Genomic DNA, 23,565 nt, shown 5'->3' with positions numbered 1-23,565 from the left:
AAAAATGAGTTTTTTACTCCTCATTAAATTCAGGAACAGCCGCAAGTGTTTTAAACAGCTGGGCTTTGGCTTTATAAAGCTTATTGGTGATCTCGATGGCTTTCAGCTGACTGTCTATAAGCTTTATTTCCCGCGAGTTTATAAGGAAAATAGAGCTCTCACCCACTTCATATTTTCGCAACTCGGCTGCAAGCATCGTATCGTAATTGATCACTAAATCTTCAACCAGTTCCTGCTGCTCCTTTAAAACTTCAAGTTCTGTATTAACTGCCTTTATTTTATTCTGAAGCGTGAGCCGTGTATTGATGAGTTCAAACTCGCTGTCCTGTAATTTAAGCCTGGCCAGCTGAAGATCTCCGCGTTCCTTCCGCAGAAATAAAGGCATGCTAAAGCGCAAACCGGCTTTGTAATTCTGGGTATAAAACGAATTTAGATTACGTGGCTCTGAGGTGATAAAGTTATAGTTTACATCAATGACCGGAAGTAGTTTGTTGGCTTTCAGGCGTTTTTCAACTTCCAATGCCTGCACTTTATAATCGAGCGAGCGCATTTTAGGGTGGGTATCAATTTGAAAATCGGCCAAATCAAATTCGGTGATCTGAAGCGTTCTGCTCACCACATCACTGAGTTCTCCTTCGGGATAAATATCATCCTGTAACTCAACTGGAATATTATTGCCCAGCCAAAGATAATTGGCAAGTTCCAGTTTTGATTTTTGATATTCGAGACGCACTTCCTGCAAACTCAACTCCCGGCTCTGTACACTTATTTTGGCTTCGGTAGTGTCAATAAGAGGTATAGCTCCTGAAAGTGCACTGGTTTTTATGCCTACAAACCGCTCGGTTGTATTTTCTAAAAAGCGCTCGTAAAGCAACACCTTTTGATAATCCTGTAACCAGTTAAAGTAGGCCAGTGAGGCTTCGTACAGCACATTGGTGACTGCAAGTTGCAGGTCTGCACGGGCTTGTTCCCTATAAAAACGGGCCTGTTTAAGAGTTGCCATGCGCTCATTGATCCACAATCCCTGCCCCAATGAAGCTGAAATACCTGCTGTATAGAGGCCGTCTTCGGGCACTGTATTTTGAGGATTTAAGTAATAACCTTCATTCTGCTCAAATTGGGCCTTTAAGTCAATACCATACCAGGTAGGTATTTTAAAGGTAGCGTTAAGCAGATCGTAATATTCGGTATCCTTAAATACTTTCTGATCAAAATCAACTTCAACCTTGGGGTCAAAACCACCCCGGGCCTTTAGCAGTTTGGCTTCTCCGGTTTGTTCAATGAGATAAGCCTGCCGCGCCAAGGGGTGATTTTGCTGCACCAGATTTAGGTATTCTTCAAAACTGAGGGTAGTCAATGCGTCTTCCTGTGCCCACACGGGAGTGGTCAAAAAAACAAGCAACGCAATAACCCGAATTAAGATTCTCATTTCTTCTTGTCGGTTTGGATATCAGCTTTTTCAGGGGTGTAATAATTGGGCGGGAAGCCGTTGAGCTGGCGCCACAGTTCATACCAGATAGGCACATCTTCAAGAAGTGCCAGGGTATTAGCACCCGATCCTACACGCAAGGCTTCAGGCCAGGGTTCTTCTTCCGGGTCAGGAGCCAGTAAAACACGATACTTGCCATTATCACTAATAAAGCGTTCTATGGCTACTACCTTTCCGCCAAAAGTACCCAGCGAGTTATAAGGCCATCCGCTAAATACGATTGACGGCCAGCCGTCAAACTGTATTCGTACTTCTTCACCCACGTGAATCAAAGGCAAATCGATAGGCCTTACATAAGTTTCTACAGCCAGATCGTATTTAGAAGGCATGATTCCTACAAGTTGTTGGCCTTCTTTAAATGTCTCGCCTACACCGCCTATTATGGCTTTGTTAATGAAACCAGCTTGTGGTGCCGTGATGTAATACATATCATTACGTATCTCATAGTTGGTACGGTCATTTTCAAGCTTGCTCACTGCGGCTTCCGAATCAAACTGATTGGATAGGGCGGTGGAGCGCTCGCTTTGCGCTTTAGAAATTTTATCGGCGTACTCGGCACCCACACGGTTGATTTCGATTTGAGCATTTATAAATTCATTACGGCTTGCAAGGAGTTTGTTTTCCTGCGAAATCAATTTGGCCTGAGTTTCCTGAAGTTTCAGGCGTTTTTCTTCCACATCGGTCACCGCTTTAAGCCCTTCCTGCTGTAAACCCAGAGTTCGCTCAAACTGACGCTCAGCAATAGCCAGATTGGTTTTTGCGGCCTCATAATCGATAGAGTCACTCTTGATTTTAAGATCTGCCTGTATGAGTTTGTTTTCGGCCTGTTCCAGTTTTAAAGCGCGTTCATTTTGCAGGGCTTCAATCTGGTTTGTAAGCGCGACTACTTTCTGGGAGTAGGAGGCAACCGAATTGCTTTTGGCGCGCACCTGTTGCTCCGTACGTTCAACCAGTAGCGGATCAAAATATTCATTCTTTACTTCCGAAATAAAGAGAATAGTATCCCCTTTAGCTACTGAATCGCCTTCACGCACATACCATTTTTCAATTCGTCCGGGTATGGGAGATTGAATGGTTTGCGGGCGCTGCTCAGGGGTAAGCGTGGTAACATAACCTATTCCCTGAATGGTCTGTGTCCAGGGTAAAAATAAAATGATGATCAGAATTATAGTAAAAACCTGTAAAAAGCGGTTGAAGTAGGTATAATGCTTTTTACCCAGAATTTTTTTAGCAGCCTTATATTCTGAGATATCAACTTTATCGTGAAGCTTATTGTGCGAGATGTTAAGCATGGCTTTTAATTTTGGGATATTTTACCGTTTTCCAGGGTTACTGTGCGGTCACAGCAATTTTGCCAGGCTTCGTCCTGACTGGCAACAATGATGGCCCAGGAGTTAGATTTGTCAAAAAGGAAATTAATAATGCGTTCTTTTTCATCTTTGGCAAACTTATCTAAAGGCTCTTTAAGAATTAAAATCTTAGGCTTACGCACAATGCTGCGGGCCAGGACGATCTTTTTGCCAATGGTGCGGGAAAGGCGTTGCCCTTCCGGATAAAGTAGACTGTCAAGACCTTTGGACTGTTCTTTTACAAAGTCGCGTAAACCGGTCTTTTCTATCGCCCAGTCTATATCTTCAAGCGGAATAGAAGTGTCTCCGAAGGTGATATTATCTCTGATGCTTCCTTCAAACGGCGTTTCTTCGGGCAGTGACTGTCCCAGGAACGAACGGTAATGATTGAGGTTAATGCCTTCCAGAGACTTTTCATTGATGTATAAATTACCTGCGGTAGGTTCAAGAATACCGGTGATGATTTTGAGCAGGGTAGATTTACCAGATCCGTTGGTTCCTAAAATCAGTAAACGTTCTCCGGGATTGATTTTTAGATTTACATCTGAAAGAATTTGCTTCTTGTCGTGAGGATCTTTATAACCTATACCTTTCAATTCAAGACTGATTTCTTCATTGGGATCAAAAGGCTTGGATAGCTCCTGAGACTCCAGCTCCTTGTCAACCACCTGTCCAATTTTTTCGAGAGCGGTGAGTAAATCGTAAAAATTCTCAAGCCCCAGAATTAACTTTTCTACCGAATTAATAATAAGCAGGATCACAATTTCTGCAGCAACAAACTGCCCGATGTTCATTTGCTGATTGAGCACCAAAATACCTCCTATTAGCAACAGACCGGCAGTAACGAGTACTTTAAAACCAATCATTTGTATAAACTGAAGGCGTAAAATTTTAAAGTGACTTTCGCGTGCATCCAGGTAATCATTAACCAGGGCATCGTTTTTCTTTAAGGCCAGGCTGGTTTTGCCCGAAAGTTTAAAGCTCACGAGAGTACGGGCAATTTCCTGAATCCAATGTGCAATCTTGTATTTATACTTAGACTCCGTAAGACTGGTTTGTAAACCTTTGTTTCCGGTGAATTTAAATACCAGATAGATGAGTAAGACCAGTAAAACCCCGTAGAAAATAAAGAAGGGATGGTAAAAAGAAAGCAGGATCAGACCAAAAATGATTTGCACCAGGGCCGCAGGAAAATCAAGAACCAGTTTAAACAGGGATTTTTGAACCGTAAGCACGTCGAAAAAACGGTTTGCCAATTCCGGTGGATAGTAGCGGTTAAGTTCGCTCATTTTGATTTTTGGAAATCGATAGGTGAATTCAAAAGAGGCCCGCATAAATATCTTTTGCTGCAGGTTTTCTACGATGCGTATCTGCATCACCTGAAGCGCTCCTACAAAAGCAACACCCAGAGTTACCAGTACGACCAGAATTATCCACGAGGTGCTGATCTGAGCACCCTGTATAAGGTTTACGATTGCCTGTATTCCCAGCGGTAGCGATAAACTTACTAAACCGGCAAATATGGCGTAGTATAAAATTTGCAGAAAATCTTTTTTCTCAAGCTGTATAAGGCCAACAAAACGTTGCCAGGCTGATAAAACTTCTTTAGCCATATATTAAAATTTAAGTAGGTTTAGGATTAGATGCTTAAAATAGTGAGAAGGCGGGGTTTGATCATCGCATTCTGTAAGAGATGAAAAATGATTTTTCAAAAAATGATGATGCAAGGAATCTGCCAGGATAGTACTAGCCAGGCTGGCCGGGTAGGGGTATGTGGGATCAACATCAGAAATCATTTTTCGTATACGATTGGAGAGTCGCTTGTAAATAGCAAAATAGCCCTCCTTATTTTCATCATCGACTTCTTTGGTAAGGTAGGATTTAGAATACTCATTAATTACAATTTTATTGAGAATGACCTCATTAATGTGATTAAACGACTGGTCTTCTTCTACCTCTCGGGTGGCAATCTCAATAGCCTTAAGAAGCTTTTCGACAGGATCGGTAATATTGTTTGTGGCAAAAACCAGTTGGTACTCCTTCCAGCCCCAGTACCAGGAAGTTAAATAGATGAGAAACTTGTGTTTATTCTCAAAATAACGGTAGATTGAACTTTCGGTTGATTCTATGTGTGCCGCCAGTTTTTTAAAGGTGAAGTTGTCAAATCCCAGATCGTTTATAAGAATAATACCGTAAGTAACGATACGCTTCCCCAAATCTGACGATTCCGGATCTTTTAAAAAGATGCTTTCGTTGATCGAAATCTTCAAGTTTTTAAGTAATGCATCCATACCTGATTATTTTGAACGCAAAAATAGTAGTAATACTATCAATATGAATGTTCTTATAAAAATTTTAACCGAAAGCGTTGTAGTTGATCTGCTTTCCGGAAGCGTTAGTATCCCCTGTATTAATAGGTTGAGGTCATATCTGCATCTACAACCAGAATAAAATTGGCTCGATTGCGGTGTTCTTCTTCAAGAGAGGTAAGATTCGTTTGAGAAACCGTGCTTAGGGTGAAGTATCTTAGTTGAGGCCGTTGCAGCTTTAAATACCACAAAATACCTTCGTAAAAATCACTGTGAAAAGCCCCGTTATAATGAAGAAACAGACTTTCATTTTCAAAGTTCTTAAGAATGCTGTGTGCCATCGTAGCATCTTTAAGTGCCTGAGCCATGACCAGTTTTGGACTCCCGTGATCTCCCATCATTTTTAAAATTTCCTGATAGCGTGGTAATTGTGCATCAAAAGCAATGGGTAAAGGTGCTATCCACTCTTTTTCTGATGCAGGTAAACTGTCAAGTGCGCTAAAACCCATTTTGTGAACGGTAGCGGCATAACGTCTTGGGACATTGCTCGCGATAAAATCGATCGTTTGGTTTTTAGCGAATTCAAGCAGGGGCTGATAATCGGTTTTATGGTTGCTCCACAGGCGTGCTTTGTTATTAAACTCTTCATAAGTAAGACTGTCAGTGAGATAGTGATTCACCAAATCCTGATTATCGGTTTCGAGCATTTCTGCGCCCAGTATAAGATTTCGGGTTGCGCTAAGGTCTTTTGCGAGTTCCAGTTCGAGCCAGTGCGCGATGGGGTTGTTGTGCAGTTCACCAAAGAGAATTACATCGGCATGTACACTCAGACTATCTACTACAGCAGTGTAGGGGATCCTATTGCCTGTAGCATCAAAAAATTGGTAAGCAGGCTTGTCTTGTGCTGCTAAGCGGGGTACAGAACAGATGGCAGTAAGAAGAAAGAAGATTCTAATCATCTATTTTTCACTAAAGTTAAGGGTTTATTTGAATTTTATTAGCCCTTAACCCAAGTTTGTGCTGCTTAATAGACCCTGATACGTACCTTTGTCGTTCAATTGAAATTTATGGCAACACGTTTTAAAGATTTGGGCCTTTCCGGCAATCTCGTAAAGGGACTTAATGAACTGGGTATTGTAGAGCCTACGGCGATTCAACAACAGGTGATACCTTTATTGCTGGAGGGAGATGTTCATCTGGTAGGCCAGGCGCAAACCGGCACCGGAAAGACTGCAGCCTACGGATTGCCCATTTTAGAGCGTATTGATCCCCGTAAAAAGCAGATTCAGGCCCTGATTTTATGCCCTACCCGGGAGTTGAGCCAGCAGGTAGCCAAACAGCTTTTTAAGTTTACCAAATACACCGATAAGATTTTTACCGAAGCGGTTTACGGAGGTGAAAAAATAGACATACAGATTAAAAATCTAAGCAGGCCCACTCATATCGTTGTGGCTACGCCGGGAAGATTGATTGATTTACTCAACCGAAAAACCCTTGACTTATCGGGAGTGGATACTGTGGTTTTAGACGAGGCTGATGAGATGCTGAGTATGGGTTTTAAAGAACAGCTCGATACCATTCTTAATCAATTGCAGGGCATTCGCAATAAGTGGCTGTTCTCGGCAACAATGCCTCATGGGATCAGGCAGATTGTAAATCAGCATATGGCCGAAGATGCCCACCGAATACAGGTAAGCCGCGATGTTGTAAATAAAAAGATTGACCACAAGTATATCATTTGCGATGATCTGGATAAGCTTCCGGTTTTGCTCGATTTTTTAAGAAGCCGAAAAGAGGAGCGGGGGATCATATTTTGCAGAACCAAGGCAGCAGCATCTAAACTGGCCAAACAGCTACAGGCAAAAAACTGTGCTGCCGAAGCTTTACAGGGCGATATGTTGCAAAAGGAGCGCGATAAAACCATGCGTGCTTTTAAAAATGAAAACCTGCGCATTCTGGTCGCGACCGATATTGCAGCCCGAGGGATCGATGTCGAAGACCTGTCTTTTGTGATCCATTACGAAATGCCCGATCAGGAAGCCTATTATACGCACAGAAGCGGTCGTACCGCCCGAGCCGGTAAAGAGGGGCTTTCATTGGCTTTGGTTAATACCAAAGAGTTACGCACCTTACGCAAATACGAGAAGGCTTTAGAACTTGCAATGAGCGAGATCAAGGCGAGGTAATTAAAATCATCCGCCTGTTTGCGTAATAAGCATGATTAAGCATTAAGGAATAGGTTTTGTCTGGTTTACCTTATATTTAACCGATTAAAACCCTGCTTCCTGTGCTACGAGCAATTGCCATAATCTTATTTTGTGTTGCGCTTACTCCTGTTTTGCAGGCACAAACCAGAAATTCTGCCTATCTGTCTTTGTCTGATGGTAGTATTGTTTTGGCCAATTTTGATGATTGCACCGTTGAAGAGCTTATAGGGCCGGGAAGTTTTGTGATGTTTGATATCGCCGAAGGCCCCACAAATCGCACCCTATACGGCATATTTGGAGCCACGCTTTTTCTCATAGATCTTGATGCAGGCGTCATAAACCAAATGGGTAATTTGACCAGTAGTTCAGGTCCACTTAGAAGCTTTAATTCTCTGGTAAAAGATACAGATGGCAGTTTACTTGCTGTTACTGACGACATCAGCGGCTCTTTATTTAGAATTGACCCAAACACCTTAGAATCTACTTTTTTAGGAGCAACAAATTATCCTTCGGGAGGAGATTTGAGCTTTATAGAGGGCGATTTATACCTTTCGGCTTTAAACGATAATTTGGTTAAAGTCAATATTGCAGACCCGCCTTCCAGTGTATTGGTAGGAAATATGAATGATTCAGGCTTCTCGTTTGTGTTTGGAGTTGTATCTGTTGTTAGCGGGGAACCCTGTACAGGCAACATCGAGTATACGATGATTGCCACCGGAGCCGGAAGTGTACGTACGGTAAATATTGAAACAGGACAAACGCAGGAGCTTTGCACAAATCTGTTGAATTCACAAGCGATTTTTGGAGCGGCTGAAGTAAGCGTTTCAACAATTTGTAGTATGAGCCTCGATCTCCAACCTGTTTCTTCGGTTTGCGCAGGCGAAATCATTTCAATAAGCACGCAGATCTCACCGGAGGAAGCCTTTGGCAGTTATACCTATGAATGGTATAAAGAAGGAGATACTTCAGTATTGGGAACCGCGGCGCAATTCACGGGTTCATTTGATGAAACAACGACGCTGCGTTGTATCGTTACAGATACAGACCGTGTAGGTGAATTTAGGTCGGTAGAGGCTAGCCTCACCGTTGAGGTTAATCAAAAACCGGTCATTGATGCAATTGAGGACTTTAGGGTGGTTGAAACTTTTACCTTTCCCGAAATAACCGGAGACAATCTTCCGGAATCTGTTCTTTTTTATACAGACGAACGGGGTCAGGGAGATGCTTACAGTACAGGTGATGAGATCAGGTATTCTGCCCGGGAAAGCTATCCCCTTACATTTTTTGTTTATGCAGAAAATGAATCGTTTTGTAACGACGAGATTTCTTTTCAGGTAAGCATTATTTCTGAAGAACTTAGCGATTCTAACCCGATTAGTGCACCCCGGTTTTTCACGCCTAACGGTGATGGCTACCACGATAGCTGGCAAATACAAATTGCCGGTGATGTGCGTGTAGAGGGCGTTTATATTTTTGATCGTTTCGGAAAACTGCTGAAGCAATTAGATACTTCAAATCCTTCCTGGGATGGTACATATCGAGGTAAGCAAATGCCCGCAACCGATTATTGGTATCTCATTAGCTACCGACAGGGCGATTCCGTAAGCGAATTAAAGGGAAACTTCACCTTAAAGCGCTAAATCCTCTAGGACAAAAGAATCCAGTAAAAACTCCACAGAAAAACCAAACTCCACAAAACCGTTCTAAACCAGTTGCGCTTAACAAGTTTTTGAGGAATACCTTCACAGTTGGTCTTTCCTGAAATTTTAGAATGTAAGGGTACAAATTGAAGAAAAGTAGAAAGCCAAAGAATAAGCACGGCGCTCAGGCTCATTATAGTATACAAATCGGCATTGCGGTTGACCTGAATTATAGCAATCAGGAGCTGACCTACCATTAATGGCATAACTACATAGGATACCCTTGGCGTGTACTTTTGATGCCAGATCCCGATGTCGTTTAAATTGTAGTAGCACAGGCCGGGATAGATTACCAGTTGAACCAGCCAGATTAAAACAACCATCCCAAAATCAAAAAGCAAACGTATAATCTGAAGATCCATCGGTATCTGGGATTGGTTTTACCGCCGCGATGCGGGGCTTAGTGGGAGTGGCGCTCAACAATTTGTTTGAGATCGGCACGCGATAGCACGCCGCTCTGACGCCAAAGCTGCTTTCCATTTTTAAAAAGCATCAGGGTAGGGACACCCCGTACCTGAAATTTTTGCGCGATCAGCTGATTTTTATCGACATCAATTTTTACAATCTTGACTTTTTCACCCAAATCTTTTTTGACATCCTCCAGAATAGGAGCAAGGGTTTGACACGGGCCACACCAGGTTGCGTAAAAATCAATGAGTACGGGTATATCTGAATCGGTAAGAGTTCCAAAGCTTGTTTTCATAGCTTCAAAATTACGGGTTGAGCCGCATTTGATGAAATGCTTTAACGCGATCTTAATAGTATCCTAATTCTGGAGGAAACCTGCGTTAATGGTAGTTAATGCGCTTTGGAATAAGGCTTCGCTTCCTTAATTTGAAAGAAATTAGAAATACAACTATGGAAACCAGTAAAGAAAATATTTTAGTAGCCGGAGCAAACGGAACAACCGGAAAAAAAATCGTTTCGTATTTAAAAGAATCACAGTATTATAATCCTGTGGCGATGGTACGCAAGGAAGAACAGCAGGAGCAATTTAAAATTCAAAATATAGATACCGTTTTAGGGGATCTGGAAAAAGACCTTTCTGAAGTGGTTAAAGGTATAGACAAAGTAATATTTGCAGCAGGCTCAGGAGGACACACAGGACCTGAAAAAACTACTGCAGTAGATCAGGAAGGTGCAAAAAGCTTAATTGACGCGTCTAAAAAAGCCGGAGTCAAGAAGTTTGTGATGCTGAGCTCTATCAATGCTGATGATCCGTCAAGCAGTGATAAACTACAACACTATCTTGAGGCTAAAAAGAATGCTGACGAGCACCTTAAAAACAGTGGTCTCCAGTACACCATTGTACGCCCGGGATCACTTACTAACGATGCAGGTAAACGCGAGATAAAGGCAGCTAAAAAAGTAGATTATGGCGAAATCACCCGTGATGATGTCGCGTACACCTTAGTACACGTTTTAAATGATGATGTGGCTCAAAATGCAGTCTTTGAAATGATAGAGGGTGATACGCGAATTGAAGAAGCGATTAAGCAGTTTTAAATGCATTTAATGCAAAACACTAAAAAAGCCCGTAAACATTAAGTTTACGGGCTTTTTTTGTTAGAAATAAGCTCTTAGTAAAATTTGCTTATTATTCTCTGCGCTCTTTGATAAGCTTCCCGATTTTATAAACTACTGGTAGATGTTCAGATTTTGTCATTTTGAATTGGATCAATTAATTTTTCTTGGCTGCTGCCATCGCTTCCACTTTCTTCCTGAACTCGGGATCTTCCTGCATTCGTTTGGCTACTCGTTCCATTGCTTCGGCCCTCTCTACTTCCGAAAACTTCTTCTTCCGAGGCGTGGAATATTCATTGTGAGTATTAGATTCAAATAGTTTGACGGCACGGGCGGTAATCTCCTGGTCGCTTATATCATACTCGGTAAGACCCTGCGCTTCATATTCAGTTGTAATAGCGCGCTGGGCTTCGTCTTTTAAAGCCTGTTGTTTCTCGGCGGGTAGCAGTTCTAAAAAGAAATTTGGTCCTGAATCTATCAGCTCGGTTTTTTTACTGCTATCTGGATAATTATTTTTTAATAAGAAGAATGTAAGCGTAGCTCCTGTTAGACACCCCAAGGGAATTGAAATTTTTATAAAACTGAATGATCCATTTAATTCCCAAATACTGGCTAAGAAAAGGATGTAGGCGATTGAATAAAATAGGATAATTTGAAATGAATATTTAACGCATTCATTTTTATGAGTCGGAACCGTTGAGGCAAGGGTAAGCATTAAAATGAAGGTTGTAAAAAGCCACACTAAAAAGCTACTAGAAAAGTCTTTAGAATCAAATACAAAAAAGAGAGTTTCTTGAAAAAAATAAGCCGTAATTACAGAAAGTGGTATAAAAAGTATCTGCTTTAATATTTTGGTTTTCAATAGGATTACTTTTAATTATCTAATATAGCATCTTTTAAAATTTATAGGCTACAGAATTCTGTAATTGGTGTTTAAAATAACGTTGTTGGGATGGAATACAATAATCTCGCGCGCTCCCGCCTAATCGAAAACGCGAATATTTACCCCACGGGGTGCGGTTCTGATCCTGCGTCCCTCAGATTTTTGACTTTTTATGCCTCTACTATGTTCGGGCGTGTAGCCTAACTAGTTGCCTGAATCTCGCCAGGATTCAAACCTTTTACCATACTCGTATCAGGTAATGCAAAATTTAGTAAAGCTTATGCAGATTGAAGGTAGTTTGCTTCTGGCCAGTCTTTTTTCAATGTTGCATATCTTAAAAAATTGTATAATTGTAACTTATAAATAGTTAAGAATGGGTTATATAGAATCTAATTGGGATGTTTGGTTAATAAGTATTGTCACCGGAGCGGTCGGATCAATCATAGTAATTTTGTGCATTTTTGCTTTCGGTAAACCAAAATTTAGGATATCATCTCAAATCGCTTACTTAGACACAGAAGAATTCGGTATCGATTTAAAGGGTTCATTTCTCATAAAAGTGCAAAATTTGTCCTTTTTTGAGTCATATGATATGTGTGCCACTCTTGTTCGACTAGAGACTTATACAATCCATGACGGAGAAAATAGTCGTTCTTTTAAAGTCGAAATAGTTGAGCCTATGACTAATTATCTAAAGGGTAGGCATCTTTATAAAAATACTGGAAAATCTGCTTTTATATTCCGAACTAATGAAGACCTTAGAGACATTTTGAGAGACAACAAAACTAAGCTACGTTTTACTCTTTTTGCTAGGAATGGTTTTAGTGGGCTTACTAAAATATTTACACAGGAATTCAATACGGTTTCAAGAATTAAGACTGGCCATTTCTGTTTTGGCAAGTGTTTTGATATTAATTAATTATAGTGTCGTTTGTCTATTAAAACGTTAAAAAAGAAAAACTTATCAACTGATTTTGTAAAATTGTATAACACTATTAACCATACATTCAAGAATAATAACTCAAAAACTTTCATTATGAAAAATCAATTTGCATTCCTAGGGTATAAACGAGACACTATGGGTGGTTAAACACCTCATTAATAACTATAAAAAAAAGAAGCCTTTGTATTGATTTACAAAGGCTTTTTTAATTTCTTAAAATCGTGATTATTGTAATTTTAGGTTTTAGTTTTAAATTATTTGTGGTCATCAAGTTTGCCTGGTTGCAAATATTAAAATTCATTCTCTTTCCATTTGCAATGACTGCATTGTCTATTGCTGCTTACCTGTTTTTTGACTACTTTTTTTTTAATGATATCTTTCCTAGGAGATAACTTGATGATAATTAAGGTAGGTTTGAAAAAAAACATCATTAATTTGTCTTACAAAAAACGTGGTCATTTCCCATTTACATTATTTTAGGCCTAAATGGTGTAACACATCAAACTAAATTTATATATTTGTAGTAATAAAAAACCCTCCAGTTACAGCTGAAGGGTCAGTTAAATGCCGGAGGCTTAATGGGTAATCCGGTAACCCGTCTGAAAGTAGTGTTTCAACTGCTTTTTAGAGTGGCCTTAAGATAAAAATGCGATAATTGTTAGTACACTACCAATGAACCCAACAATTAGCATGATTAACTTAATACCATTCCAGATCAAATCTTTCACAATATTAATTGACCATTTTGTTAAATAGCAGAATGGTCTTTTTTTTTATCCGCTACACTGCCAAAATTAACTTAAACCTTTTGCATCTGAAAATTGCTAAATTATTTTTAGACATTGTAAATTTAAGAAATAAAGTAATACTCTTTTTTCACCGCAACAAAGTAGTTTTCAGCAGTTATCAACGAATATTCACTTTAAAAATAGATGCTTGACAAATACTGATCACCCTTAATTTACCGAATAATCTATAGATACACTTGGCCCGCACTTATATAGTACTCTTCAGCGGTGTTCTTTTTATCCTAGTGTCTAATATTTGGATCAGGCTATCGGATGATAGCTGGAATAAATTAGGTGTCATTCTTGGATCATCCTATAGTTGGTCCAGTTCGTGAAAATAACCCGGCTATTAGCAAATGAATTAATTAATATAGCTTGTCCACCACATAAACTATATCAAATGTCTTTAGTATTAGAGCGCAAGCCTAACAGGCATCGTTTTAATGACTCACCTGTCCATATTATAGTAGCAATTGCGATCTCGTCACTTTCTTAAATACCCGTCTCAAATGGCTTCTTTAGTGCTTTTGCTAGTTCAGGAGTTGACTAAGTCTAAATGGGCTTTCTGATAATATATTTCAGTTAGACTAGTACTCCTATTAACTAAAATAAAAAAGAAGTGTCTTGCGACAGCCCTTAATTGTTCAAAAGATTGCCTACATCGGAAGTAGGTTTTCCTGAATAAAGATACTGTATATGGATGAATGAAAATTAAGCGGTGAGAATCTGTTTTTTGAAATTGTTATCTAGATGTTAACTAGAACAAAACAAAAAATCCTAGAAATCAATAAGATAACTAGGATTTAAGTACCCGGGATGGGACTTGAACCCACACGTACGAAGTACACACGGCCCTCAACCGTGCCTGTCTACCAATTTCAGCACCCGGGTCTGTTTAATTCAAAACTATTTAAAAAAACAAAACCAGACTATAAATCTGGTTTATTTTGTGACTTGGCTATAACTTCTCTCGGCTAGTGCTCGAGACAGGCTTCTCGCCAAATGCTCTTTTTTTTAATTCAAAGATTTAAGTTTACAACTTACATTCTTTAAATTTTTGTGACTTGGCTGGGGCTCGAACCCAGGACCCTCTCCTTAAAAGGGAGATGCTCTACCAACTGAGCTACCAAGTCTTTCCCTGAATGCGGGTGCAAATATACAGCCATTTTTTTTATCTGTACAAGTCTTTTTGTAATAAATTTGAAGAAAATTATCAGAAGATATTTAGGTATCTGAAAATCAGATTATTTCTAATATGAGAATTTATTTAATAGGATATATGGGAAGCGGAAAATCTACTTTAGGTAGAGCCTTTGCTCAAAAGCAGAAGTTGAATTTTATCGATTTTGACGCCTACCTCGAAAAACGCGAGCAACAGAGCATCGCGAGCATTTTTAATGAAAAGGGAGAGATCTATTTTAGGAAACAGGAAGCTAAGTATCTAAAGGAGCTTTTACAGGACAGGGAGGATGCGGTCGTAAGTCTGGGCGGTGGCACCCCGTGTTATGGTGATGCTATGGAGCGTATAAAAGCAGCTAAGGGCACCTCTGTATATATCAACGTTCCGGTTACCGAACTCAGCAACCGCTTGTGGAAGGAGCGCGACCACAGGCCCGTACTTAAACATCAGGACACTCCCGAAAAATTGGAAGAATTTGTACGCAAACATCTTTTTGAGCGCAGTTTTTACTACAATCAGGCAGATGTGATCTTACGTACACAGGGGCAAACCCTTGAGGAGTCGCTGGCGGCCCTTGAAAAAGCCCTACTCTAAAATAGCATAGTCGCCTTCTGGATTGAAGCGCACTTTTACCCGCTCCTGAAGTGAGGTGCTTAGCGAGATTCCTTTGTAATCGGCTTTAACCGGGTATTTTTTATGATTTCGGTTTACCAGAACAGCGGTTTTAAATTGCTTCAGCGGCACATCCAAAAAATGTTTAACCCCGTAAATAAGCGTAGTCCCCGAGTTTAACACGTCGTCTATAAGCACCAGAGATTTGTTTGCATAGGCTTCCGGTTTCAGTGAAGTTGCTACCGTCCCCTGAGGGGCGGTTTTATTCATCGTTACCTTGCACAATATGCATTTAATGTCTGAAATCTCTTCGAGAATAGGCTTTAGCCGCTCTGCAATCGCATAGCCATTGAGGGCGACACCCGCGAGTATGATTTCGTTTTCGTCAACATTGCTTTCGTAGATCTGATAAGCAATACGACGTATTTTATGTTGAATATCCTCGTGGGTAAGAATGGTTTGTACGGCCGTTTTCATGGACTGTAATTAAGGTTTCAGATTTTTTCAAAGATAGCGAAGAGTTCTTTGCCTGCCCGGGGTTTTATAGAATTATAACAGCGCTCCAGGGTTTTTATGCGGAAGTATTCCGAAAACAAAGCGGTGTATTCATCTGTGCTGCCTCCAAATGGAGGCCCCTGTTTGGTAAGCGGAAAATCAAAAAATAAACCTGACAGTTTTCCGCCTGAAGCCAGCAGATGGTAACTGTGCCTGGCGTAATCTCTACGAAGTTTAGGATCTAAGGCGCAGAAGAAGGTTTGCTCCAGAATGCGATCATAGACGCACGAATGTTCAAAGAAATCGCCTTCAATGATTTTTAAGCGATCTGTAGCCCGAATACGTTGCTGTAAGCGCTGCAGGGCAGATGCGGAAAGATCAATCACTGTAAGGTGGGTAAAACCGGCGTTGAGAAGTGCTTCGGCCTCGTGCCCATAACCCGCTCCGGGTATCAAAATACGTAAATCTTTCGATGGAAGTTGATCTGCATAGGTCATTAGCGCGGGAGCGGCATAGCCAATATCCCAGCCTGTTTGCGATTCCTCGTAACGGGATTCCCAGTAGGTTTTGTCGAGATTAATCTTCAAAGAAGTCGTCGTTTTCGTGAAAATCATCCAGATCCCGCCGGTCTTTTTTGGTAGGGCGGCCGGTACCTTTCTTACGGTAATACTCTTTAGAGTATTTCAGTAAATCCAGTTTCTCCAGATTTTCGGCAGGCGTACGGTCAACGTAATAAAGACCTGTAAGTTTGGCTCCCACGCGATTGGGCGGGTGATTTAAAACTTCAATGATATAGTCAACCTGATTCTTGCGTATTTGTATGAGGTCTGAAGGAAAAACTTCCCGCGAGGGTTTTACTGCAACATCGTTTATTTTTACCTGTCCTTTTTTACAGGCTTCTGTAGCTATAGAACGGGATTTAAAGTATCGTACACACCATAAATATTTATCTACTCGCATAATCTATTGCTTTAAAGCTCGTTTTTACACAACAAAAATAGCGCAAAATTGTATCTTGCGCGACCTAAAAGGATATTGATGAACATGATGAAAAATACGGTTTTTGCTGCTCTTGGGCTTTTATTGATAGTGTCTTGTAATAAGGATGATGATGGTCCGTCTATACAACCCCCAAGAGATCGCGGCGAAGTTCAGTTAGAAAGTGAAGCAAATATTAGGGCTTATCTGCAAACGCATACGTATAATTATGAGGAGTTTGAAACTCCCGCTGCAGATTTTGATTATGAAATCGTTTTTGATACAATAGCTGGTTCAAATGCTACTAAAACTCCACTTATAGATCATCCCAATCTTATCGCGACTCAATATGAATTTCAGGATGTAAACTACACTTTGTATGTGTTGGTTGCCAAGGAAGGAGCAGGGGCACAGCCCTCTTTTGCAGATTCAACTTATGTGAATTATCAGGGAAATATTGTTGGAGATTCAAAGTTTGACGGTACCACAACTCCCATATGGTTTAATCTTCCGGAAACTATTTTTGGTTACGGTAACGGTTTAAAAGAGTTAAAAGCAGGAACTCAAATTTCTCTTAATGAAGATGGAACCTTCAATTATGGTACAGACTATGGTGTAGGTGCAGTGTTTATACCCAGTGGCCTGGGTTACTTTAGTACTGCCAGGACTTTAATACCTGCTTATTCCGATTTAGTTTTTCGTTTTAAATTATACGGTGTAAATCAAGCCGATCAGGACAACGACGGGGTTCCTAATGCTGAAGAAGATATAAACAAGAATTCTTATTTGTATGATGTAGCTGATGATACTGATGGTGACGGTATAGCTAATTTTGAGGATATTGATGACGATGGTGATGGAATTCTAACTCGTGATGAAATAGACTTTAATGAAAATGGAAATGCGATTCGGCCTTTTAGGGATTCAAACAGCGATGGCACTCCAGACTATTTAGATCCTGATAATTAATCAGAAGAATATATTTAAAACTAAAAAATCCCGCTACTTCAGGTAGCGGGATTTTTAGTTTAAACGTTTATTGAATGTTATAAATTCAAAGAAAGGCTTATGATCAACTGATCAGGGCGGGTGTCTATTCGCGAATCGTTTGTGATAATTCCGTTAGTGCTTAAGAATTGGGCTTCGTTATCTTTAAAGCCACGCTCATAGCGCAAATCAACTCCCAGTTTTCCTAAAGCCACACCTACGCCAAAGTTAAGGCCTACCGTAAAATCGTCCTGAACATCGCCAAGATCAATACCTTCATATTCGGTATCTAAAATATATTGTAAAGAAGGACCTGCAAAAATGTTGATGGGACCAAAAACTTCAAGACCGACTAAAAGTGGAGCGTCCAGTTTTTGTACACTAAACTCATCACTGTTGTAAGTGGTTTTTAATTTGGTGTAGACCAGCTCAGGTCTGAAGTATAAACGTTCACCTGTGCGACCAAAAACACCAACGTGAAAGCCTAAATCCCGGTCCGGGTTTTCATAAGCTTCACCTACATCATTACTGATGTCACCTGTAGCGCCGTAATTAAGACCTGCTTTAATACCAAAGCCCGGGTCTGACTGCGCGTAGGTATACGACCCGATTAAACATAAAATTCCTAAAAATGCTTTTTTCATATCAATTAAGTTGTGCCCTGCGGGCGGTTAAAATTAAAATGAATCAAAAATGATTCCGAACTAATTTTTGGTTGATGCTGAAAACAGGCATTCTTAGGAATTATATCATAAAAAGTGCCTACTTCTTAGCCAGCACTCTATTAACGGCCTCTACAATAGATTTAGTATTAAGACCGTATTTTTCCATCAATTCGGCAGGAGTACCAGACTCGCCAAAGGTGTCGTTTGTAGCGATAAATTCCTGATAAACAGGGTCATTTTTAGCTAATACACCGGCAACGCTTTCGCCCAGACCACCTAAATAATTGTGCTCTTCACAGGTCACAACGCAACGGGTTTTCTTAACCGAATTTAAAATAGCTTCCTCGTCAAGCGGCTTAATAGTGTGAATGTTTATCACTTCAGCGCTGATTCCTTTTTCTTCCAATTGCTCAGCAGCTTCAAGCGCGTGCCATACCAGGTGACCGGTTGCGATAATGGTGACGTCAGAACCATCTACCAGATGTAAAGCTTTCCCGATTTCAAATTTTCCGTCTTTTTCGGTGAAATTAGGAACGCTTGGGCGACCAAAACGCAGGTAAACAGGACCGTCATAATCAGCGATCGCTATTGTAGCAGCTTTGGTTTGGTTGAAATCACAAGGATTGATAACCGTCATTCCCGGAAGCATTTTCATAAGACCGAGATCTTCAAGAATCTGGTGGGTTGCCCCATCTTCTCCTAAGGTTAAACCGGCGTGAGAAGCACATATTTTTACGTTTTTACCGGAGTAAGCAACACTTTGACGAATCTGATCGTAAACGCGACCGGTAGCAAAGTTTGCAAAGGTGGTAGCGTAAGGTATTTTTCCGCCAATAGTCATACCGGCAGCCATACCTATCATGTTAGCTTCTGCGATTCCGGTTTGAAAGAAACGCTCCGGGTGATTTTTTTCAAAGTCGTTCAGTTTAAGCGATCCGGTAAGGTCAGCACACAGCGCAACTACATCTTCATGTGTTTTGCCGAGCTCATCCATTCCGGCACCAAAACCTGAACGTGTATCTATATTTCCTGAGTTTGTGAATTTTTTCATAGTGATTGTCCCTTAAATAATACGAGTATTAAAGTGGGATTGATTTAAGATTAATAGCTTGTTTAAAGAATACCTGTTTGAAGATTAATAATCTCCAAGGGTTTCCGGGTTTTGCGCTAAAGCTTTCTCAAGCTGCTCGTCATTAGGAGCTTTACCGTGCCACGCGTGCGTGTACATCATAAAATCAACACCGTTACCCATAATAGTATGCAGTAAAATACAAACCGGTTTTCCTTTTCCGGTACGTGATTTGGCTTCTTTTAAACCTTCGACAATAGCGGCCATATCATTACCTTTCTCGATATCAAGCACATCCCAGCCAAAAGCTTCAAACTTGGCACGTACACTTCCCATGTTGAGAACGTCATCAGTGCTTCCGTCAATTTGCTGTCCGTTAAGGTCAACCGTAGCGATGATATTATCTACTTTATTTGCAGCAGCATACATAATGGCTTCCCAGTTCTGACCTTCCTGCAATTCACCATCTCCGTGAAGGGAGTATACCAGGTTATCATCACCATTAAGTTTTTTGGTCTGTGCTGCCCCAAGAGCTACACTAAGACCCTGACCCAGGGAACCAGAGGCTATGCGAATACCGGGGAGGCCTTCGTGAGTGGTAGGGTGTCCTTGCAGACGTGAATCTATTTTTCTAAAGGTATTGAGTTCATCAACAGGAAAATAACCCGAACGGGCCAAAACGCTATAGAAAACGGGAGAAATGTGACCGTTAGAAAGGAAGAATAAATCTTCGCCCTTTCCATCCATATCAAAACCTTCTTTACGTTTCATCACTTCCTGATATAAGGCTACGAAAAATTCAGCACATCCTAGCGAGCCTCCGGGATGCCCGGAACTTACCTGATGTACCTGCCTTACGATGTCTCTGCGTACCTGTGAGACAAAATCTTCTAATTCTTTAATGTTTGGCATGTTGATTGAGTTAAAAATTGAAGGTCAAAAATACCCATTTTTAACAGGTATTACAATCAATACGCTACTTAATACGGTGGTTTTTAGGATAATTTAAGAAGACAGGAGTTATAAGTGATTATTTTACACTTATTAAGCATTTTTTCGGGCCAAAAGTATCTATTAAATAGTTTTATCTTTGCCCCTCTAATTCAGGATATGCAATTTGAACTCGTAAGTACCGATGCTGCCAGTAAGGCCCGGGCAGGAACTCTAACTACAGACCACGGAACCATTGAAACCCCCATCTTTATGCCGGTGGGTACGGTGGGTACGGTTAAAGGTGTGCATCAGCGGGAACTTACTCAGGATATTGACCCCGACATCATTTTGGGGAATACCTATCATTTATATTTAAGACCACAGACCGCTATTTTGGAAAAAGCAGGCGGACTGCACAAGTTTATGAACTGGGACCGAAATATCCTGACAGATAGTGGCGGGTATCAGGTGTATTCGCTTTCAGCAAACCGAAAAATCAAGGAAGAAGGGGTAAAGTTTAAATCGCATATAGACGGCTCATTTCACATGTTTACGCCTGAGCGGGTGATGGAAATTCAGCGTAGTATCGGCGCTGATATCATTATGGCTTTTGATGAGTGTACGCCCTATCCCTGCGACTACAACTATGCCAAGCGTTCTATGCATATGACCCACCGCTGGTTAGACCGGTGTATCAATCACCTGGCAAAAACTCCGGTGAAGTATGGGTATGATCAGGCGTTTTTTCCTATTGTGCAGGGCAGTACGTATAAAGACCTGCGTGTACAATCTGCCGAATACATTGCCAATTCTAGTGCAGTAGGTAATGCTATTGGTGGCCTTTCTGTAGGCGAACCTGCTGAAGAAATGTACGCCATGACCGAAATTGTAACCGATATTCTTCCGTATGAAAAACCGCGTTATCTGATGGGAGTGGGTACGCCAATCAATATTCTTGAAAATATCGCGTTAGGTGTTGATATGTTTGATTGTGTGATGCCTACACGTAACGGTCGAAACGGAACCTTGTTTACCCAACATGGTACTATAAATATTAAAAATAAAAAATGGGAGGCCGATTTTTCTCCGCTTGATCCCGACGGAACCACCTGGGTAGATACCGCCTATTCAAAAGCCTATGTACGGCATTTGTTTAGCGTAAATGAAATATTGGGCCGCCAGATTGGTACGATTCATAACCTGGGATTCTACATGTGGCTGGTGCGTGAGGCTCGTAAACACATCATCGCAGGAGATTTTTATTCCTGGAAAGAAAAGATGGTAAAACAAATGGATAAAAGACTCTAGATGAAAATCTTAGACTGGTACATTTTAAAGCGTTATCTGGGTACATTTATCACGATGCTGTTGCTGTTTATCCCTATTGGGATTACGGTAAACCTGGCAGAAAAGATAGATAAAATGCTGGCTAATGAAGTGCCGTTTAGTGAAGTAGCTTTGTACTACCTCAATTTTACCATTTACTTTGCAAACCTGCTTTTTCCCCTGTTTTTATTCCTTTCGGTGATCTGGTTTACTTCTAAACTGGCCAATAATACCGAGGTTATTGCTTTCCTGAGTAGTGGGGTATCCTTTTACCGTTTTCTCAGACCTTATATAATAGGAGCGACCATTGTTTGTGTGGGGGCCTATATTTTGGGAACCTATCTGGCTCCGGCTGCCAGTCGCGGCTTCAATGAGTTTTCGTATGAATACTTAAAAAATAATAAAGATGCCCGGGAGACTGCTAATGTCTATCGGCAAATCAATGACAATGACTACATCTATGTGAGCAGGTTTACGCCTTCAACACGTATGGGGCAGAATTTTACGCTGGAGCATTTTGAAGATAATACGCTTCAATATAAGATTCAGGCACGCAGCATTGTCTATATACCCGAAGATTCCGTTTACAGACTTAATCAATACAAGAAACGAATCATTGGTAAAGAAGGTGATATTTTGATATCTGAGCCAAAAGTAGATACCACGTTTTCATTCGACCTTGAAGATTTAACGCCAGTCGAGTACATCGCCGAAACACTGACTACACCACGGCTGCGCGAATTTATCGATAAAGAAAAGGCCCGGGGTTCTTCAGCAATCAACCGTTATGAGGTGGTATTATACAAGCGCTTCAGTTTGCCCGTAAGTGCTTACATTCTTACCATTATCGCCGTGGCCGTATCTTCTATGAAACGCCGTGGGGGAATGGGGGTCAATCTGGCGTTAGGTATTTCGCTGGCATTTATTTTTATATTCTTCGACAAGGTTTTTGGTACCATTTCAGAGCAATCTGATTTTTCGCCCCTGGTGGCAGTCTGGCTGCCTAATGTGCTTTTTGGTATACTGGCAGTTTATTTGCTCAACTATGCAAAACGCTAGTCTTAAAGATTATCTGCATCTTCACCTCATTGTCTTCATTTGGGGATTTACCGCTGTTTTGGGAGCCCTTATCAGTATCGGGGCGATAGAGCTGGTGTGGTATCGTATGGGGTTGGCCAGTGTGGCCATTTTTGCCTATCTCAGGATTAAAAAGATTCCATTAAAAACTACTCCAAAAGCGCTTGCGGTAATGCTTGGTGCGGGAGTATTAATCGCCTTGCATTGGCTCACTTTTTTTGGTGCGATAAAAATGGCTAATGTTTCAATAACCCTGGCGATGATGAGCACCGGAGCCTTTTTTACCAGCATTTTAGAGCCTTTATTTTACAGGCGAAAAGTGATTGGGTACGAAATCATTTTTGGAATTTTGGTTATTCTGGGTTTGTATCTCATTTTTAATGTGGAAACCCGATATACTGCCGGAATTCTGGTCGCGCTTCTTTCGGCTTTGCTGGCGGCATTCTTTACTTTGATTAACGGAAAGCTGGTAAAAAACCACAATGCTGTAAAAATTTCGTTTTTTGAGATGCTTTCCGGCGCCGGAAGCATCACCGTATTTCTCGCTCTAACCTCTCGTTTTGATTCCGGTTTTTTTAGTTTTCAGGCATCAGATTGGTGGTATTTGGGCATTTTGGCTTTGGTTTGTACCGCCTATGCTTTTATCGCTTCGGTAACTGTAATGCGTAACCTTTCGCCCTACACTGTTATGCTCACCACAAATCTGGAACCGGTTTATGGTATTATTTTGGCCTTTCTCATTCTGGGTGATTCAGAGCGCATGAGTACCGATTTTTATTTTGGAGCTATTTTGATTTTGATCACCGTTATTTTAAATGGAATTTTTAAAAACCGGCAACGCCGAAAACAGCAACGCCTGCTTAATGCAAATGAATCACAGGTGAGCGTCTAGTTCTGCAAATGTCTGAAATCTATAAAAACCGAAAAACGGAGAGTCGTATCACCCTTTAGGCTTGAGTTTCATTATATTGATTTCACGCTAACCCAACCTGTATTCATTCTCCATTATCGAGTAAATACTTTATATTTGTCAGCTAACTAAAATTTTCCC

The 23,565-nt window shown here is 40.8% G+C and carries 23 protein-coding genes and 2 tRNA genes; 9 read left to right on the top strand and 16 right to left on the bottom strand.

The window, feature by feature from the left end; all coding sequences use genetic code 11:
- Positions 1 to 13: 13 nt before the first annotated feature.
- From ACSSS3_RS02600 to ACSSS3_RS02580, 5 genes are all read right to left on the bottom strand, one after another.
- Positions 14 to 1,429, bottom strand: coding sequence for a TolC family protein (locus ACSSS3_RS02600; protein WP_228229801.1), 1,416 nt, complete (start codon positions 1,427 to 1,429; stop codon positions 14 to 16).
- A complete protein-coding gene (locus tag ACSSS3_RS02595; protein ID WP_442846346.1) occupies positions 1,426 to 2,781 on the bottom strand; it encodes an HlyD family secretion protein in 1,356 nt (451 codons plus the stop codon). The genes ACSSS3_RS02600 and ACSSS3_RS02595 overlap by 4 nt, the downstream gene beginning before the upstream one ends.
- Before the next feature lie 5 nt (positions 2,782 to 2,786).
- Positions 2,787 to 4,451, bottom strand: a complete 1,665-nt coding sequence (locus tag ACSSS3_RS02590) for a peptidase domain-containing ABC transporter (protein ID WP_228229799.1) — start codon at positions 4,449 to 4,451, stop codon at positions 2,787 to 2,789.
- 3 nt (positions 4,452 to 4,454) lie between these two features.
- A complete protein-coding gene (locus ACSSS3_RS02585) occupies positions 4,455 to 5,129 on the bottom strand; it encodes a TetR/AcrR family transcriptional regulator (protein ID WP_228229798.1) in 675 nt (224 codons plus the stop codon).
- A gap of 119 nt (positions 5,130 to 5,248) precedes the next feature.
- Entirely contained in the window at positions 5,249 to 6,106 is an 858-nt protein-coding gene (locus ACSSS3_RS02580) for a ChaN family lipoprotein (protein ID WP_442846345.1), read from the bottom strand.
- Between the two features lie 108 nt (positions 6,107 to 6,214).
- Here ACSSS3_RS02580 and ACSSS3_RS02575 point away from each other — a divergent pair, with 108 nt between their 5' ends.
- Both ACSSS3_RS02575 and ACSSS3_RS02570 read left to right on the top strand, forming a co-directional pair.
- Positions 6,215 to 7,333 carry a DEAD/DEAH box helicase gene (locus tag ACSSS3_RS02575; protein ID WP_228229796.1) on the top strand — a complete coding sequence of 373 codons (1,119 nt, stop codon included), beginning with the start codon at positions 6,215 to 6,217 and terminating at the stop codon, positions 7,331 to 7,333.
- 101 nt (positions 7,334 to 7,434) lie between these two features.
- On the top strand, positions 7,435 to 8,994 hold the full coding sequence (locus ACSSS3_RS02570) for a T9SS type B sorting domain-containing protein (RefSeq protein ID WP_442846344.1): 1,560 nt from the start codon (positions 7,435 to 7,437) through the stop codon (positions 8,992 to 8,994).
- Between the two features lie 5 nt (positions 8,995 to 8,999).
- Here ACSSS3_RS02570 and ACSSS3_RS02565 read toward each other — a convergent pair whose 3' ends face one another.
- Together ACSSS3_RS02565 and trxA are read right to left on the bottom strand one after the other, a co-directional pair.
- A complete protein-coding gene (locus ACSSS3_RS02565) occupies positions 9,000 to 9,416 on the bottom strand; it encodes a hypothetical protein (RefSeq protein ID WP_442846343.1) in 417 nt (138 codons plus the stop codon).
- Positions 9,417 to 9,454: 38 nt separating this feature from the next.
- Positions 9,455 to 9,757, bottom strand: a complete 303-nt coding sequence (gene trxA, locus ACSSS3_RS02560) for a thioredoxin (RefSeq protein WP_228229793.1) — start codon at positions 9,755 to 9,757, stop codon at positions 9,455 to 9,457.
- Positions 9,758 to 9,912: 155 nt separating this feature from the next.
- Between trxA and ACSSS3_RS02555 the strand changes: the two genes are divergently transcribed.
- Positions 9,913 to 10,560 carry an SDR family oxidoreductase gene (locus ACSSS3_RS02555; RefSeq protein ID WP_442846342.1) on the top strand — a complete coding sequence of 216 codons (648 nt, stop codon included), beginning with the start codon at positions 9,913 to 9,915 and terminating at the stop codon, positions 10,558 to 10,560.
- 175 nt (positions 10,561 to 10,735) lie between these two features.
- On the opposite strand, the gene ACSSS3_RS02550 is transcribed toward ACSSS3_RS02555, so the two are convergent.
- The gene (locus ACSSS3_RS02550) at positions 10,736 to 11,440 is read right to left on the bottom strand and encodes a hypothetical protein (protein ID WP_442846341.1); all 705 of its coding nucleotides are present in this window, start codon (positions 11,438 to 11,440) and stop codon (positions 10,736 to 10,738) included.
- A gap of 394 nt (positions 11,441 to 11,834) precedes the next feature.
- Between ACSSS3_RS02550 and ACSSS3_RS02545 the strand changes: the two genes are divergently transcribed.
- Positions 11,835 to 12,380, top strand: coding sequence for a hypothetical protein (locus ACSSS3_RS02545; protein ID WP_442846340.1), 546 nt, complete (start codon positions 11,835 to 11,837; stop codon positions 12,378 to 12,380).
- 1,620 nt (positions 12,381 to 14,000) lie between these two features.
- Here the strand turns inward: ACSSS3_RS02545 and ACSSS3_RS02540 are convergent.
- Together ACSSS3_RS02540 and ACSSS3_RS02535 are read right to left on the bottom strand one after the other, a co-directional pair.
- Positions 14,001 to 14,083, bottom strand: a tRNA-Leu gene (locus tag ACSSS3_RS02540).
- A gap of 169 nt (positions 14,084 to 14,252) precedes the next feature.
- Positions 14,253 to 14,325 (bottom strand) — tRNA-Lys (locus tag ACSSS3_RS02535).
- 122 nt (positions 14,326 to 14,447) lie between these two features.
- Here ACSSS3_RS02535 and ACSSS3_RS02530 point away from each other — a divergent pair.
- Positions 14,448 to 14,966 (top strand): shikimate kinase, encoded by a 519-nt coding sequence (locus ACSSS3_RS02530; RefSeq protein ID WP_442846339.1) that lies wholly within the window; start codon positions 14,448 to 14,450, stop codon positions 14,964 to 14,966.
- Here ACSSS3_RS02530 and ACSSS3_RS02525 read toward each other — a convergent pair.
- The 3 genes from ACSSS3_RS02525 to ACSSS3_RS02515 are packed head-to-tail and all read right to left on the bottom strand — an operon-like array spanning position 14,958 to position 16,439.
- Positions 14,958 to 15,461 (bottom strand): phosphoribosyltransferase family protein, encoded by a 504-nt coding sequence (locus ACSSS3_RS02525; RefSeq protein WP_442846338.1) that lies wholly within the window; start codon positions 15,459 to 15,461, stop codon positions 14,958 to 14,960. The genes ACSSS3_RS02530 and ACSSS3_RS02525 overlap by 9 nt on opposite strands.
- Positions 15,462 to 15,478: 17 nt before the next feature.
- Positions 15,479 to 16,066, bottom strand: a complete 588-nt coding sequence (locus ACSSS3_RS02520; protein WP_442846337.1) for a methyltransferase — start codon at positions 16,064 to 16,066, stop codon at positions 15,479 to 15,481.
- Positions 16,056 to 16,439, bottom strand: coding sequence for an RNA-binding S4 domain-containing protein (locus ACSSS3_RS02515; RefSeq protein ID WP_442846336.1), 384 nt, complete (start codon positions 16,437 to 16,439; stop codon positions 16,056 to 16,058). Before ACSSS3_RS02515 ends, ACSSS3_RS02520 begins: the two co-directional genes overlap by 11 nt.
- An 84-nt stretch (positions 16,440 to 16,523) precedes the next feature.
- Here ACSSS3_RS02515 and ACSSS3_RS02510 point away from each other — a divergent pair, with 84 nt between their 5' ends.
- Positions 16,524 to 17,426 (top strand): FKBP-type peptidyl-prolyl cis-trans isomerase, encoded by a 903-nt coding sequence (locus ACSSS3_RS02510; protein WP_442846335.1) that lies wholly within the window; start codon positions 16,524 to 16,526, stop codon positions 17,424 to 17,426.
- Positions 17,427 to 17,503: 77 nt separating this feature from the next.
- Here the strand turns inward: ACSSS3_RS02510 and ACSSS3_RS02505 are convergent, their stop codons facing one another.
- The 3 genes from ACSSS3_RS02505 to ACSSS3_RS02495 all read right to left on the bottom strand — a co-directional run bounded on the left by ACSSS3_RS02505 (position 17,504) and on the right by ACSSS3_RS02495 (position 20,090).
- Positions 17,504 to 18,088, bottom strand: a complete 585-nt coding sequence (locus ACSSS3_RS02505) for an outer membrane beta-barrel protein (protein WP_228230897.1) — start codon at positions 18,086 to 18,088, stop codon at positions 17,504 to 17,506.
- Positions 18,089 to 18,206: 118 nt separating this feature from the next.
- Positions 18,207 to 19,160 carry a transketolase family protein gene (locus ACSSS3_RS02500; RefSeq protein ID WP_228230896.1) on the bottom strand — a complete coding sequence of 318 codons (954 nt, stop codon included), beginning with the start codon at positions 19,158 to 19,160 and terminating at the stop codon, positions 18,207 to 18,209.
- Positions 19,161 to 19,244: 84 nt separating this feature from the next.
- Positions 19,245 to 20,090, bottom strand: coding sequence for a transketolase (locus tag ACSSS3_RS02495; RefSeq protein ID WP_228230895.1), 846 nt, complete (start codon positions 20,088 to 20,090; stop codon positions 19,245 to 19,247).
- 198 nt (positions 20,091 to 20,288) lie between these two features.
- On the opposite strand from ACSSS3_RS02495, the gene tgt reads away from it, so the two are divergent.
- Genes tgt through ACSSS3_RS02480 form a run of 3 tightly spaced genes read left to right on the top strand, consistent with a single transcriptional unit; the run spans position 20,289 to position 23,406 of the window.
- Complete coding sequence (gene tgt, locus ACSSS3_RS02490; protein WP_442846334.1) at positions 20,289 to 21,419, top strand: tRNA guanosine(34) transglycosylase Tgt; 1,131 nt, start codon at positions 20,289 to 20,291, stop codon at positions 21,417 to 21,419.
- Complete coding sequence (locus ACSSS3_RS02485) at positions 21,420 to 22,496, top strand: LptF/LptG family permease (RefSeq protein ID WP_442846333.1); 1,077 nt, start codon at positions 21,420 to 21,422, stop codon at positions 22,494 to 22,496.
- The gene (locus ACSSS3_RS02480; RefSeq protein WP_442846332.1) at positions 22,483 to 23,406 is read left to right on the top strand and encodes a DMT family transporter; all 924 of its coding nucleotides are present in this window, start codon (positions 22,483 to 22,485) and stop codon (positions 23,404 to 23,406) included. The genes ACSSS3_RS02485 and ACSSS3_RS02480 overlap by 14 nt, the downstream gene beginning before the upstream one ends.
- Positions 23,407 to 23,565 lie beyond the last annotated feature (159 nt).

Origin of the sequence: Leeuwenhoekiella sp. H156, from assembly GCF_052218455.1 — a bacterium.
In the GTDB taxonomy this organism is placed as follows: domain Bacteria; phylum Bacteroidota; class Bacteroidia; order Flavobacteriales; family Flavobacteriaceae; genus Leeuwenhoekiella; species Leeuwenhoekiella parthenopeia.
Note: the sequence above shows the minus strand (reverse complement) of the source record. Positions and strands in the feature narration are given on the sequence as shown.

What these genes read in the sequence shown, in the direction of transcription:
- ACSSS3_RS02525 (WP_442846338.1), bottom strand. Translation starts at nt 15,461, where the DNA reads ATGAAAACGGCCGTACAAACCATTCTTACCCACGAGGATATTCAACAT.
- ACSSS3_RS02555 (WP_442846342.1), top strand. Translation starts at nt 9,913, where the DNA reads ATGGAAACCAGTAAAGAAAATATTTTAGTAGCCGGAGCAAACGGAACA.
- ACSSS3_RS02595 (WP_442846346.1), bottom strand. Translation starts at nt 2,781, where the DNA reads ATGCTTAACATCTCGCACAATAAGCTTCACGATAAAGTTGATATCTCA.
- ACSSS3_RS02485 (WP_442846333.1), top strand. Translation starts at nt 21,420, where the DNA reads ATGAAAATCTTAGACTGGTACATTTTAAAGCGTTATCTGGGTACATTT.
- ACSSS3_RS02510 (WP_442846335.1), top strand. Translation starts at nt 16,524, where the DNA reads ATGATGAAAAATACGGTTTTTGCTGCTCTTGGGCTTTTATTGATAGTG.
- ACSSS3_RS02575 (WP_228229796.1), top strand. Translation starts at nt 6,215, where the DNA reads ATGGCAACACGTTTTAAAGATTTGGGCCTTTCCGGCAATCTCGTAAAG.
- tgt (WP_442846334.1), top strand. Translation starts at nt 20,289, where the DNA reads ATGCAATTTGAACTCGTAAGTACCGATGCTGCCAGTAAGGCCCGGGCA.
- ACSSS3_RS02530 (WP_442846339.1), top strand. Translation starts at nt 14,448, where the DNA reads ATGAGAATTTATTTAATAGGATATATGGGAAGCGGAAAATCTACTTTA.
- ACSSS3_RS02480 (WP_442846332.1), top strand. Translation starts at nt 22,483, where the DNA reads ATGCAAAACGCTAGTCTTAAAGATTATCTGCATCTTCACCTCATTGTC.
- ACSSS3_RS02515 (WP_442846336.1), bottom strand. Translation starts at nt 16,439, where the DNA reads ATGCGAGTAGATAAATATTTATGGTGTGTACGATACTTTAAATCCCGT.
- ACSSS3_RS02565 (WP_442846343.1), bottom strand. Translation starts at nt 9,416, where the DNA reads ATGGATCTTCAGATTATACGTTTGCTTTTTGATTTTGGGATGGTTGTT.
- ACSSS3_RS02585 (WP_228229798.1), bottom strand. Translation starts at nt 5,129, where the DNA reads ATGGATGCATTACTTAAAAACTTGAAGATTTCGATCAACGAAAGCATC.
- ACSSS3_RS02505 (WP_228230897.1), bottom strand. Translation starts at nt 18,088, where the DNA reads ATGAAAAAAGCATTTTTAGGAATTTTATGTTTAATCGGGTCGTATACC.
- ACSSS3_RS02545 (WP_442846340.1), top strand. Translation starts at nt 11,835, where the DNA reads ATGGGTTATATAGAATCTAATTGGGATGTTTGGTTAATAAGTATTGTC.
- ACSSS3_RS02600 (WP_228229801.1), bottom strand. Translation starts at nt 1,429, where the DNA reads ATGAGAATCTTAATTCGGGTTATTGCGTTGCTTGTTTTTTTGACCACT.
- ACSSS3_RS02580 (WP_442846345.1), bottom strand. Translation starts at nt 6,106, where the DNA reads ATGATTAGAATCTTCTTTCTTCTTACTGCCATCTGTTCTGTACCCCGC.
- ACSSS3_RS02495 (WP_228230895.1), bottom strand. Translation starts at nt 20,090, where the DNA reads ATGCCAAACATTAAAGAATTAGAAGATTTTGTCTCACAGGTACGCAGA.
- ACSSS3_RS02590 (WP_228229799.1), bottom strand. Translation starts at nt 4,451, where the DNA reads ATGGCTAAAGAAGTTTTATCAGCCTGGCAACGTTTTGTTGGCCTTATA.
- ACSSS3_RS02500 (WP_228230896.1), bottom strand. Translation starts at nt 19,160, where the DNA reads ATGAAAAAATTCACAAACTCAGGAAATATAGATACACGTTCAGGTTTT.
- trxA (WP_228229793.1), bottom strand. Translation starts at nt 9,757, where the DNA reads ATGAAAACAAGCTTTGGAACTCTTACCGATTCAGATATACCCGTACTC.